This is a genomic window from Acidobacteriota bacterium, from assembly GCA_034211275.1.
Lineage (GTDB): Bacteria > Acidobacteriota > Thermoanaerobaculia > Multivoradales > JAHZIX01 > JAGQSE01.
Genome location: JAXHTF010000196.1, coordinates 1 through 12,679 on the forward strand (window position 1 = coordinate 1; position 12,679 = coordinate 12,679).

Annotated in this window: 10 protein-coding genes; 2 read left to right on the plus strand and 8 right to left on the minus strand. The window is 67.8% G+C overall.

The genetic code is table 11. The features are described 5' to 3' along the window. Positions 1 to 75: 75 nt before the first annotated feature. The 5 genes from SX243_21365 to SX243_21385 form a co-directional block, all read right to left on the minus strand. Complete coding sequence (locus SX243_21365; GenBank protein MDY7095533.1) at positions 76 to 408, minus strand: lipocalin-like domain-containing protein; 333 nt, start codon at positions 406 to 408, stop codon at positions 76 to 78. Positions 409 to 418: 10 nt separating this feature from the next. Continuing rightward, a complete protein-coding gene (locus SX243_21370; protein ID MDY7095534.1) occupies positions 419 to 3,016 on the minus strand; it encodes an ABC transporter permease in 2,598 nt (865 codons plus the stop codon). A 64-nt stretch (positions 3,017 to 3,080) separates the two neighbouring features. Beyond that, positions 3,081 to 3,821 carry an ABC transporter ATP-binding protein gene (locus tag SX243_21375; GenBank protein MDY7095535.1) on the minus strand — a complete coding sequence of 247 codons (741 nt, stop codon included), beginning with the start codon at positions 3,819 to 3,821 and terminating at the stop codon, positions 3,081 to 3,083. A gap of 157 nt (positions 3,822 to 3,978) precedes the next feature. Beyond that, on the minus strand, positions 3,979 to 4,305 hold the full coding sequence (locus SX243_21380) for a hypothetical protein (protein MDY7095536.1): 327 nt from the start codon (positions 4,303 to 4,305) through the stop codon (positions 3,979 to 3,981). 134 nt (positions 4,306 to 4,439) lie between these two features. After that, positions 4,440 to 4,829 carry a hypothetical protein gene (locus SX243_21385; GenBank protein MDY7095537.1) on the minus strand — a complete coding sequence of 130 codons (390 nt, stop codon included), beginning with the start codon at positions 4,827 to 4,829 and terminating at the stop codon, positions 4,440 to 4,442. A 1,139-nt stretch (positions 4,830 to 5,968) separates the two neighbouring features. Here SX243_21385 and SX243_21390 point away from each other — a divergent pair. Beyond that, positions 5,969 to 6,397, plus strand: coding sequence for a hypothetical protein (locus SX243_21390; GenBank protein ID MDY7095538.1), 429 nt, complete (start codon positions 5,969 to 5,971; stop codon positions 6,395 to 6,397). 53 nt (positions 6,398 to 6,450) lie between these two features. Here SX243_21390 and SX243_21395 read toward each other — a convergent pair whose 3' ends face one another. Further along, on the minus strand, positions 6,451 to 9,792 hold the full coding sequence (locus SX243_21395) for an amidohydrolase family protein (protein ID MDY7095539.1): 3,342 nt from the start codon (positions 9,790 to 9,792) through the stop codon (positions 6,451 to 6,453). Next, the gene (locus SX243_21400; GenBank protein ID MDY7095540.1) at positions 9,789 to 10,676 is read right to left on the minus strand and encodes a ParA family protein; all 888 of its coding nucleotides are present in this window, start codon (positions 10,674 to 10,676) and stop codon (positions 9,789 to 9,791) included. The genes SX243_21395 and SX243_21400 overlap by 4 nt, the downstream gene beginning before the upstream one ends. 210 nt (positions 10,677 to 10,886) lie before the next feature. On the opposite strand from SX243_21400, the gene menC reads away from it, so the two are divergent. Further along, positions 10,887 to 12,020 carry an o-succinylbenzoate synthase gene (gene menC / locus SX243_21405; GenBank protein ID MDY7095541.1) on the plus strand — a complete coding sequence of 378 codons (1,134 nt, stop codon included), beginning with the start codon at positions 10,887 to 10,889 and terminating at the stop codon, positions 12,018 to 12,020. A 24-nt stretch (positions 12,021 to 12,044) separates the two neighbouring features. On the opposite strand, the gene SX243_21410 is transcribed toward menC, so the two are convergent. Further along, positions 12,045 to 12,679, minus strand: a 635-nt coding sequence (locus SX243_21410; GenBank protein MDY7095542.1) for a DUF3482 domain-containing protein, incomplete at its 5' end; no start/stop codon positions are given.

Sequence of the window (12,679 nt, forward strand, 5' to 3'; positions counted from 1 at the left end):
TGGCGTTATTTAAGTCGTAACAGAATTACAGATATTAATTCTCTTTCTACTTTAATTAAATTAGATGTAATGAATTTACGAGGAGCGCAGCGGCATCTCGCCGGGGGGCGCCAGGGCGGTGCGGAAGAAGGTCAGCTGATATCCGAAGCGGCGGCCGTCTTGGGCTTGTAGATGACCGGTGAAATACCACCACTCGGTGCGGAAACCGGGGTGGGGACCATGATCCTCGGGGAAGGAGAAGGGACGGGGAGCGGTCGCCCGTTCATAGCCTTCCATGCCTCCGGCGGCCATGGCTTCCGCCACGTCGATGCCCGGGTTCGCCGGAGCCGCCGGGGGAGGGTCCAGCAACAGGGCGCCGGCCACCACGGCGGCGAGGAGGAGCAGGAGGGTGAGGATCAGAGCGCGCATGGAAGCTTCCTCATTCCTGCCGGAGCGCCAGCGCCGGCGGTGTTCGGGCCATCCGATAGGCGGGGTAGATGCCCGCCAGCAGCGCCGCGACGAGGGCCAGGGCCAGGGCCTCCAGACCGATGGAGGGCGGCAGCAACAGCTCCACGGACCAGCCGAAGGAGCGGCGGTTGATGACGTGGGTCATGATCACCGCCATGACCACCCCCATGGGGATGGAGAGCAGGCCCGCCGCCAGCCCCATGAGACCGGTCTGGGCGGTGACCAATCGCCACACCTGCCGCGGCGTCAGGCCGTTGGCGCGGAGCATGGCCAGCTCCCGGGCGCGGTCCAGCTGCAGGGCGGTGAGGGCGCCTACCACCCCCAAGAAGGCGACGGCGCCGGCGAGCAGCCGCAGGACTCCGGTGATCAGGAAAGTGCGGTCGAAGATTTCCAGGGAAAGCTCGCGGATCGAGCGGTTGGAGCGCGCTAGGGTTTCGGGTTGGGACGTCTCGGGCTGGCTAGCTTCGGTGCCGTCACCGGGGTTGCCGCCGGCACTGGCACTGGCGCTGGCTCCGAGGCGGCGAATGCCCGCCAAGGCCCGGTCCTCGGCGGCTCCGGGAGCGAGGAAGACGGCGAGGGCGGTAAAGCCCCGGTCCTGCCAGTATCGATCATAGGTGCCGCGGTCCATGAGCACCGAGCCCTGATCCGAACCGTAGTCCCGATACACCGCGGCGACGGGGAAGTCGCGCCGGCCGGCGTCGGTGCGCAGACTCAAGAGGTCTCCGGGCTGGAGCCCCCGGCGGAAGGCGAAGGGCTCGGAGATGAGCAGGGCTTCCTCCTGCCGCACCTGCCGCCAGGCCTCCTCCGGTTCGCTGGCGAGAAATCGGAACGAGCCACGGCCGCGCTCATCCAGATCCACCGCCGCCATCTGCACCGGCCCCTGCTGGGAGGCGATGGTCACCCGCCGGAGGGTGTTGACTCGCCCTACCTCCGGCAGCTCGGCGATTTGCCGTGCCAGCTCCTCCGGTAGCGGAGCCTGCCCGCCCCCGACGCCGCGGCCGGGGCGCAGAGGCGAGACATAGATATCCGCCACCAGGGTGTGTTCCAGCCACTGGGCCACGGAGCTACGGAAGCTGTCGATCATCACTCCGATGCCGACGGTCACCGATACCGCCACGGTGAGGGCGGCGATGGCGACGCCGGTGCGGCTCAGGGAGGCCACCACGCCGCGGGCGGCCATGCGTCCCAGCAGCCCGGTCCAACGCCCCAGGGGACCCTGGACCAGGCGCATCAGGGCAGCGGTGGCCGGCGGAGCGAGGAGGGCACAGCCCATGACCACTACGAACATGCCGGTGAAGGCCACCACCAGCGAGGTCCGGGGGACCAGCAGCGCCGCACCGCCAGCGAGCAGCAGAGCGCCGATGCCGGCCAGGTAGGGCAGCCGCTGTCGCGCCCGCTGCTCCAGGGCCGAGCGGCTGAGGGTCTGGCGGGGAGGCGTGGAGGTCGCTTCCCGGGCCGGCGCCAGGGCCGCCAGCAGGCTGGCGCCGACCCCCAGGGCGATGCCCACCAGCAGGCCTTGGGGCGCCAGCGCCAGCTCCCGGACGGTGAGGACGAAATAGAGGTCGTTGATGGTGCGGGTCACCAGCCGTACCAGAGCGTGGCCTAGACCGATTCCCAGCAAGAGCCCCAGGACGGTGCCGGCGAGGCCCAGGGCCAAGGCTTCGGCGAGGATCGAGCGGAAGATCTGCCGGCGGGTCACTCCCAGCGCCCGCAGCCGGCCGATGAGGGGGCGGCGCTGGACCACCGAGAAGCTCACCGTGTTGTAGACCAGGAAAGTACCGCAGAGCAACGCCAGCAGGCTCAGGGCCCGGAGATTGAGCTGGAAGGACTCAATCATCCCGGCGGTGGCATTCTGGCGCGCCTGGGCCTCGAGAATCTCGACCCCGGGCGGCAAGGCTTCCCGGAGCCGCTGAAGCACCTGGTCGGTGCCGGTGCCGGTGGGAAGAATGAGATCGATGCGGGTCAGCCGGCCGGGGCGCTGGAGCAACTCCTGAGCCCCGGCGATATCCATCACCAACAAATCCTCGCGGCCCCTAGGGTCGCCTTCCAGCACGCCGGCGAGCTCGACCTCGACCGTCCGGCCGTCGATCCCCAGCCGCAGCCGGCCGCCTTCCTCCAGACCCAAGTCGCGAGCCGTCGCTTCCGCCACCAGGGCGGCGCCGGGGCGAACCAGGAGCTCTCCGGGGTCCACCGAACCGCCCGCCAGGGCGGTGCGAAAGGGGGCCTCCGCCCAAGGGTCGACGCCCACCAGATGCAGCACCCGCCCCGGGTGGTCGGGGAGGGCGACGTAGGCCTCCACCACCGGCGCGGCGCGGTCGATCTCGCCGCTGCGGCGCAGCTGAGCGTAGAGATCCTCGTCGACCCCCGCCGGTCCCGCCACCAGCTGGTGGGTGGTGCGGCCGGTGACCTGCTCGGTGGACAGGCGGAACGCTCGTTCGGCGCTTTGGTTGGCCAGCTCGATGGCCACCACCACCGCCACACCGAGAGCGACCCCCAGCACCGAGAGGGCGATCTGCCACGGATGGCGTTGGAGGTAGCGGCGGCTGGCGCGGCTGAGGATGGTCGACATGGGCTGCTACGGGCGGAGGAGAGAGTCGAGAGTCTTGGGAAGACTCCGGATCGGGGCTCCTAGGTCAGTCTTCCTGTGGGTCGGGGGGAGTCCCGGAGCTGACCTCGACGGAACGTTCCACCAGGGCACCGTCGGCGATGGTCAGCACCCGATCCGCCACTCCCACCGCCTCTCGGCTATGGGTCACCATCACCATGGTCTTGCCGGCGCGGCGGGTGAGACGGTCGAGGAGATTCAGGACTTCCTGGCCGGTTTCGTGATCGAGGTTGCCGGTGGGCTCGTCGGCGAGGACCAGGAGCGGGTCGTGGGCCAGGGCCCGGGCCACCGCCACACGCTGCTGCTCGCCGCCGGAGAGGCGGTCGGGAAAGCTCTCGGCGCGATCCCCCAGTCCCACCTCCGCCAGAAGCTCGAGGGCGGCGTCGCGGTCCGACGGCGCGGTTCTGCCCTTGAGCTCCAGCGGCAGGAGGAGATTCTCCTCCACCGTCAGCGTCGGAATGAGGTTGAAAAACTGGAAGACGAAGCCGACATGGTCGCGGCGGAAGCGGGTTCGCTCCTCTTCGTCCAGGGCGCCCAGGGAAACGCCCTGCACCAAGACCTCGCCGGCGCTGGGAAGGTCGATGCCCCCGAGGAGATTGAGCAGGGTGGACTTACCCGACCCGCTCTTGCCCAGAAGCACCACCAACTCTCCCTCGCCGATGACGCCGTCGACGGAGTCCAAGAGTCGGCGCTCGCGGCCGCCTTCGCGGAAGATCTTGGTCAGGCCGCGGAGCTGGACCAGCGGTGGAGGAGTCGTGGCTTCGGTCATGGGATCGGTGCGAAAGGCGTGGGCTTGGCGATGAGGAGTGATGGGAACTCCGGCTCCGGCACCGTTTCGATGCCGGAGCCAGCGCTTTTGCAGGACAGCAGTGTAATGGAGCAGTGCCCGCGGTGGGGTCCTGTCCAGGCTGCCAAGACTCGAGCTCTTAGGACTCGGCTGAAGGTGAGTGCGGTGAGCTGCGGGTTTGACGGAGTGCTGCCAGGGCCTTCAGGGTCGCCTCGTTGCTCTCCCGCAACCCAACGGTGAGATCGTGGACTTGGATCTCGACCTGTTCCACTCTTTCCGACAGCTCTCCATGGAGACGGTCGACTTGGTTGGAGAGGACCTCCTGCCCCTCTTGCAGGGCGTCGGTCTTTCCTTCGACTCGATCCATCTTCTTGGCGAGCTCCTCGCGGCCTGCTCGGGATTCGTCGGTCAGACCTTGGACCGTGGTCGCGAGTTGATCCAAGCGTTGCAAGATTTCTTGAGACATGGGTTCCTTCCTCAGATTCTTCGTCCGCAGTCCCGGGGTGAACTGGATCACGGTATCGGATCGCCGTCGATTCGGACAGGGTAAGTTGGTTTTCGGTCGGCTTGCTGTTCCTGGGCGTTGTTTATGCGTCGTCATCAGGCGGCCCTCTGGGCTGGATCGGCGCACTTTCGAGACGTATCGCAGTCTTCCAGCAGAGCCAGGAGCTGCAGGACGGCAGCGCTTTGAATCTCCAGCAGGGTGAGGGTGGTGGCCACCGGCAGCCAGCCCGCATCGGCGGCCTGGTCGATGGCCTCGCCGGCCTGCTCCAAGAGTGTCAGGCCCTGGCGCCAGAGACGCTGACGGCGGGCGGCGGTGGCGCTGGCACAGCCGTCGAGGAGGCTGTCGGTGGCGGCGCAGGGAATCCGGCGCAGCCGCTCCACCAGCTGTGGATCGGCCTCACGGGGGAAGCCATGGGTGGCGTGGTGGGCGGCCAGCACTAGCTCTTCTGCGCGCCGGTAACCGTCGAGTTCGCTTTGGGAGATCATTGGTTGCTCCTTTCGGTCCAGAGTTAGATGTGAGAGCTGTCTCTGGGGAAGAGGACGCAAAACTGCTCCGCGATCTGGCACCTTCCAGGAGAAAATTTGGGAGCCTGATGCCAAAATGCCGCACCGCAGCGTGGGCGATGCGTGTCAGATAGGCCTTTGTTGCACCAAATACACGCCGTTGGCAGAATTTTCCTCCATTCTCCAACGGGTGGTGAACCCTGGCGGAAGGGTGGACGAGCTCTGCGGCGAGAAAAGTTCTCCCGCGGCGGAAAGGGCGTCGAAGACCTTTCTCAAATGGTCCAAGTCGAATGTGGAGAATGGTTTGGGGCGAGATGCCCAGGCGTTGAAGAAGTCCCGCGGGAGAGCCTGAATCGAGTTTGGAAGAGAAATTTCTGCCGCTCGGGGGAGGGCTGGCACAGGGTGTGCATTATAAGTGGGCAATCGGGCGCAAAGCCCAATGTAGTGCCTACCAAGCAATGACGCACTCTCACGAGTTTCGTCATCCCGCATCAACGGCCTACCCCAACGACCTACCGAAAAATCCTACCTGTCGGCCACCCCCATTTCGGGGTGGCCCCGCCGTGTCTGGAATATCTACAAAACGCCGGCGGTCGGGCTGCTTGGACGCGACCAACGGGGGCGGGAGTGGCCTAAGGGTGAGGGGAAAGGGTGAGGGGAAACTTGGCACCTCGCGATGTCAGCCCGGCACCTCATTCATGGCGCCGCACTACGTGCTTCCGGACTCTGATTTGGAGCTTGGACCTCTTGGTGGGGCCGAGACCTGGCGGGATTGGCTGAGACGGGCGGTGAGACGGAGGGGGACTCAGGAAGGTTGGCACGAGGTCTGCATGAAGGATGGGCAACACGGGCCGAAAACGGTCCGACGTAGTGCCTACCGATTCAGTGGTGGCTGTTCGCAGATTCACCACCCCGCATCAACGGCCTACCCCACAGACCTACCTAAATAGCCTACCTGTCGGCCGCCCCGATTTCGGGGTGGCCCCGCCGTGTTTTGAAAAGAAGTTGTAAAGAGAGTGTAGCAGCGGCCTATGCTCAGCGCCAGGCCTTTTCTCCATTTTCTTCGAGATTCCTGCCGAACTGGCCATAGGAATCGCCGCCGGATCTGCTATAACGGCACTATGTCCGACCGCAAATACCGTCAGCGCGGGTATCAGGATTCCGGTGACGACTCTCGGCGAGAGCGCCGCAAGCCTTCCGGACCGCGCCCGTCGCCCACCGATCGCCCCCGGGGCCGGGGCCTCGGAGCTCCCAAAACCGAGGTCTTCCGCTGCCATAGCTGTGGCGAGAAACAGTCCCCGCCGGGGGTGCAGCAATTCGAAGAGCAGTGCCGGAAGTGCGGTACCGCTCTGCACAGCTGTGTGCATTGCGTCTATTTCGACACCTCGGCCCGTCACGAATGCCGCCAGCCGGTGAAGGAGCCGGTGCGCAGCAAGACCAAGGCCAACCAATGCGAGCTCTTCGAGCCCAAGGTGGCGCAGGAATTCGGCGCCGACAGTGCCGATCAGAGCGACGCCCGATCCGCCTTCGACGCCCTGTTCAAGCTCTGATTCCGGCCCTGTTCAGATTCTGACCCCGGTTTTCGCCGGGATTCTCGCCGGGCTCAGTGGTGACAGAGGGTACGGCCGGGGTCGGGACAGGGCCCGGCGCCGCAGGGTCCACCGTCGGCGAAGTAGAACGGCTCGGTGCTCCGTTCCTCCGGCGCCAGCTGATCGAGGCTGTGGGCGTCGTAAAGGCGCCCATCAAGCACCACGTAGCGCACCGAGTCGCTATTCTCGATCTCCTCCAGAGGATCCTCCTCCAGAATCATCAAATCCGCCAGCTTGCCCACCTCGATGGAGCCCAGATCGCGCTCCATGCCCAGATACTCGGCACCGCCGAGGGTGGCCACCCGCAGAGCTTCCAGGGGCTCCATGCCCCCTTGTACGAGCATCCAAATCTCCCAGTGGGAACCCAGGCCCTCGCGCTGGCCATGGGCGCCGATCTGGACTCCCACTCCCTCCTCGTGGAGCTGATTCGCCACCGCGGCGTTGAAGAAGTGACCGTATTCCTCCGCCGGCGCCACCATGCGCCGCCGGGAGCGGGCGTCGAGACGGGCGCGGGGGACGAAGGAGGAGAGGAGCGGGTGCTTCCACACCTCGTCCCGGGCGTAGAAGTAATTCTCCCCCCAGATGCCGCCGTAGCCCACCACCAGGGTCGGGGTGTAGGCGACCCGGGTGGCGCTCCACAGCTGCTCGACGTCGTCGTAGATGGCCGGCACGGGGATCGAGTGCTCGATGCCGGTGTGGCCGTCGGCGACCATGGTCATGTTGTGTTGGAAGAGCGAGCCGCCTTCGGGCATCACCAGCATGCCCCGCTCCCGGGCCGCCACCAGCAGTTGCTGGCGCTGGTCCCGGCGCGGCTGGTTGTAGCTCTTGATGCTGAAGGCGCCCACCGCTTCCAGGCGCCGCAGATGGGAACGGGCGTCCTCTAGGTCATCCACCTCCGCGGTGAAAGCGGTGGTGGCGCCGTAGAGGATGGTGCCGGTGGAGAAGATGCGCGGCGCCAGGATCTCCCCGGCGCGGGCCATCTCGGCGGCGGCGAAGATCTCCGAGGTGTCGTTGGACGGGTCGTGGAGGGTGGTGACGCCGAAGGCGAGGGTGGCGTAGTTGTACCAATTCTGCTGCGGGACGATCTCGTCCTGGGCCTGGTCGCCGTGCCAGTGGACGTCGACGATGCCCGGCAGCACGGTGTGGCCGGTGACGTCCACCTGCCGCGCGCCGGCGGGGATGGAGATCTCGTCCCGGGAGCCGACGGCGGTGATGCGGTTGCCCTCCACGACCACCACGCCGTCCTCCAGGATCTCGTCACCGTCCATGGTCACCACCCGGCCGCCCACCAGGGCCAGACTGCCGGCGGGCACCGGCGCCGTCACCTCGAAGCCCAGGTCGATACCCTGCTCCGGCGGCTGGGGCAGCTCGTCCTCGTCGGCGACCACCGCGGGGAAGAGCTCCGGGAGAGGCTGGGTGAAGAGCTCCGGGCCGAGGCTCCAATGGAGGCTCTTGGCGTCGCCGGCCCAATGCAGATGGTCGCCGGCGTCCCGGGACACCTGGCGGGTGGGGAAGTCCTCACTCTCGGGGCCGACCTCCCGCGGTCCACCCACCGCCGGCAGCGGGGTGACGTAGGCGTTGAAGCGCTCGGTGAAGGCGAGCCAGCGGCCGTCCGGGGAGACCCGGAAGCGGCTCGCCCATTCGCTGGTAGCGAGCACCCGGTCTTCGTGTCCCTGGAGGTCCACCGCCACCAGGGTGCGCTGGTTCTCCTCACCGCTACGGCGCAGGAAGACGCGATCCGAACGAGCACCGAAGTGGGGCTCGACGCCGTCGCTGGTGATGCGCTCGGCCTTGCCGCCGGCGAAGGGCATCTGGTAGACGCCGGGATCGAGGGTCCCCCGGGAGTCGAGAACCCAGCCGCCGTCGAGCTTGCGGAAGACGATGGTCTCGCCGTCCGGGGAGATCACCGGCTCGGCGTAGCGGCCGGCGAGCTCGGTGACCACCCGGCCGCTGCCGCCGCCGGCGGACACCACCCGCACCTGCCCCAGCTCCTGATCGTCCCAGGTGGTGTAGACGATCCATCGGCCGTCACGGCTGAAGGAGGGATAGAGCTCGAAGTGCTCGCTCTGGGAGGTCAGGCGCCGGGCCTCGCCGTCCGGGAGGTCGCGGATCCACAAGTAGCCCAGGGCCTGGAAGACCGCCCGGTCGCCGGCGGGGGCCACCTCCACCCAGCGCAGCATGCGGGTGTGGAAGGACTCCGGTGCCGCCTCCTGCTCGAAGCGCAGGGCCTCGGCGACGGTGTGGGTGGTGCGGACGCGGAAGGGGATCTCTTGGGCGTTTCCGCCGTCGGCGGAGATGCGGTGCAGCTTGCCGCCGGCCCAGAACACCAAGGAGCCACCGTCGGGAGTCCAGGCGAAGGTGGGGTAGACGCCGTGGATGGCCCAGGTCTCCTGCATGTCCCGCTCCAGAGCGTCGTAGATGGGGCGCACCGAGCCGTCCTCGAGATCGAGGATGTGGAGCACCGACTGCGCCCGCACCCGGCGCACGAAGGCCAGGTGACGGCCGTCCGGGGAGGGAGTGGGGCGGACGGCGCCGCCGGGACCGGTGAGCAGGCGCTCGGTCTCGCCGGTCTCCCGGTCCAGGCGCAGGATGGCGTAGATCTCGCCGTTGGGGTCCTTGTTGTATTCGAAGAGCTGCCCCGCGGTGACGTCGCGGCTGTAGTAGAGGTAGCGGCCGTCGGGGGAGAAGACGGGTTCGCCGAGGTCTTTCTGATCGTTGGGCTTGGCCACCATCTGCACGCCGTCGCCGCCGCTCCGATGGTAGAGCCAGATCTCGCCGGCGCCCAGGGAGCGGGTCTTGGTGAAATGCTTGCGCGCCGCCAGGAACTCCCCGTCGGGGCTCCACGCCGGGCTGTTGAGGAGGCGGAAATCCTCGTCCGTCACCGCCGACATTTCGCCACTCTCCCGATCCATCAGCCAGATGTTGTCGCCGCCGGCGCGGTCGCTGGTGAAAGCGATGAAGCGCCCGTCGGGGCTGTAGCGGGGCTGCATATCCCAGGCCAGGCCCTGGGTCAGGGGCGTCGCCTCTCCGCCGCTGATGGGTATGGTGAAGAGATCTCCCAGCAGGTCGAAGACGATCTCCTCGCCGTCGGGGCTGACGTCCAGGGACATCCAGGTGCCCTCGTCGACGTCCAGCTCGACACCGTAGGTGGGTAGCGGCGGGGCGTCGACGTTCCACTGCGGAGCCTCGTCTTGGTCTTCTGAGGGCTCCTGGGCCAGGGCGGGTTGGGGGAGCACCAGAAGCAAGGCTGCGATGGCGAGGAGCAATCGCAGGGCCAGGCCCGGGGAGGCTCCGGAGACGAGTTGAGAGGGGATTGGGGCGGCGATCTCGGCGTAGGGCCTTGGGGCTGGTCTCACGGTTTCGTCTCCTGGTCTCGGATGGGGGCGTCGTGGGTCTCGGTGGGCTTCGGTGCCCGGTCTTCGGTTGCTGGGGGCTTGGGACGGTTCTCGTCGTCCAGGGCGAGGCTGAGCTGCGGCTCCGGGGGAGCGGTGCGCAGCAGGAACTCCTCCGCCAGCAGCTCATAAGCACCGGCGCCGGTGGAGCTCGGCTCGTGCTGGAAGATGGTCATGCCGAATCCCGGAGCCTCCGCCAGCTTGACGTTGACCCGGACCTCGACGCCGAAGACCTGCTCGCCGTAGTCCTGGCGAATTTCTTCGACATACTCGCGGGTGATCCGCACCCGATAATCCACCTGGGTGAGCAACAATCCCACCAGCCGGCTCCGCCCCTGGGTGCGGTACCGTGCCCGGTCCACCGCGGCGAGGAAATTGCTCAGGCCGTCGAGGACCAGGAATTGCGGCGTCAGCAGCACCAGATGATTGTCCGACACCGCCAGCGCCGCGTTGGACAGCAGGGTCAGCCCCGCTGGACAGTCCATGAAGATATGGTCGTAGCGTCCTTCGATTTGCTCCAGGGGGCGCTGCAGACATTGCTCTCGCTGCCGGCTGTAGCCTAGGTCGCGGTCGAGGGAGATGAGGTCCACCGAGCCGGTGAGCAGATCGAGATTGGGCACCGAGGTGGTGCGGATGGCTTCTTCCATCTTCACCCGGCCGTGGATGACGTCGGCGGCGGAGGGCGGCAGCTCCGGCCGCGTCAGCCCGAGGGAGAGGGAGGCGGAGCTCTGGGCGTCCAGGTCCATGAGCAGCACCCGCCGGCCCCGGGCTGCCAGGGCGGCGCTGAGATTGACGGCGGAAGTGGTCTTGCCGACGCCGCCTTTGCGGCTGATGAGGGCGGTGATCAAAATTCGCTCGATGGTAGATCAGGCAGCGCCGGCCGCGGTTGAGTGCCGAAGGGGCCGGCGCGGCGGCGAGATCGCAAGGCTGTGCGGACGACTTCATTATAGGGAAGCGGCCCGGATAGAAAAGGGGCCTTGCTGGGGACGGGGCCTCGCAGAGCCTGCATCACCCCGCCGAGGGTAAGATCTGGCCCAGGTTGGGAGGAGCATCGAGCCATGAGAATCGAGCAGCTGAACATCCGCGAGATCCGACTTCCCCTGCGCGAGGCCTTCGTCAGCTCCGCCGGCCGGGTGGAGGTGCGGCGGCTGATCCTGCTCACCGCCTGGAATGAGGACGGCCGCCAGGGATGGTCCGAATGCGTCGCCCTGGAGCGGCCGGACTACGTTCCCGAGACCGTCGACACCGCCTGGATCGCCATCGGCGAGTGGCTGGCGCCGCGGCTGGTGGGGCACGAGATTGCTGAGCCTCGGCACGCCCACGAGGTGCTCCACCAGGGGATTCGGGGCCACGCCATGGCCCGGGGGGCAGTGGAGATGGTGGTCTGGGATCTCTTCGCTCGGTGCCGCGGCGTCTCCTTGGCGGAGCTCCTGGGGGGAGAGCGCGGCTTCGTCGACAGCGGGGTGGTGGTGGGGCTCCAGGAGAGCCTCGAGGCGACCCTGGCGGCGGCACGAGGGGCGGTGGCGGCGGGCTATCGGCGCATCAAGCTCAAGGTGCGCCGGGGGTTCGATCTCGAGCCGGTGGCGGCGGTAGCGGAGCTGCTGCGGGCTGAGGCTCCCACCGTCGCCCTGGTGATGGACGCCAACAGCGCCTACACCCTCGAAGACTTGGAGCACCTCCGGCGCTTCGACGCTTTCGGTCTGCAGATGATCGAGCAGCCCCTCCATTGGGACGATCTCACCGACCACGCCGAGCTCCAGCGGCATCTGGAGACCCCCGTCTGCCTCGACGAGTCGGTGCGCGGGGTGACGGCGGCGCGGCAGATGCTCACCCTGGGCAGCGGCCGGGTGCTCAACCTCAAACCCGGGCGGGTGGGTGGCCTCACCGCGGCCTTGGAGATCCATCGCCTATGCCGCGAGCAGGGGGTCGACCTGTGGTGTGGCGGCATGCTCGAAAGTGGCATCGGCCGCGCCTACAACGTTGCCTTGGCCTCGCTGCCGGGGTTTACCCTGCCGGGAGATCTTTCTCCCAGCCGGCGCTACTGGGATCGGGACATCGTCGATCCGGAATGGACCATGGACGAGTCGGGGAAGGTGACGGTGCCGCGGGCGGTGCCCGGGATCGGGGTGACGGTGGACGAAGACCGGGTGGAGGATCTGACGGTGCGGCGCCGGACGCTCCGCGCTCCCTAGCAGCCCATCCCTAGCAGCCCAGCGCTAGCCTCCGAGGACCGACGCCGAAGCGGGGTAAGCCTGGCGCAGAATGGTCTCCAGGGCTTCTTCCAGCGAGCGCCGGAGCCGCCGCTCGACAGCGGGGTCGGGGGTTGTGGGCTCACCGGTGTCGGGGGCGATAGCGCTTTGAGCCTGCTTCCAGGCGCCGGTGAGGTCGCGGCTGCCGGCCTCCAGCGCCCGATCCACCGCCCGCTGCCAATGCTCCGGATGCTCTCGATCCTCATAGGCGCCGCGCCCGCGGCCGAAGTGGGCCACCGCGAGATAGCGCAGCAGCGCCTGGCGGGCGAGCTCGTCGAGGAAGGCCGGAGACCAGCTCACCGCCGGCTGGCCGCCGAGCTTCACCAGCTCGTGGGCGCGGGTCAGACCGGCACCGCTCAGGGCACCGAGGATCGCCCCCGCCACCAGCCCGCCGCCGAAGGTCAGGCCGCCGGCGACCATATCCGCCGCCAGGCCCCCCACAGCGCCGCTCAGGGCGCCACCCAGCAGCGCCCCCTGCTCCAGCGTCAGGTCGGTGGTGCCCTGGACCAGGAAGGCGTCGATGCGTTGCTCCACCACCGTTCCGGAGCGCCCCTCCAGGCCGTGGATGGCGATGAGGCCGTCCATCAGCCGCTGGGTCTCGG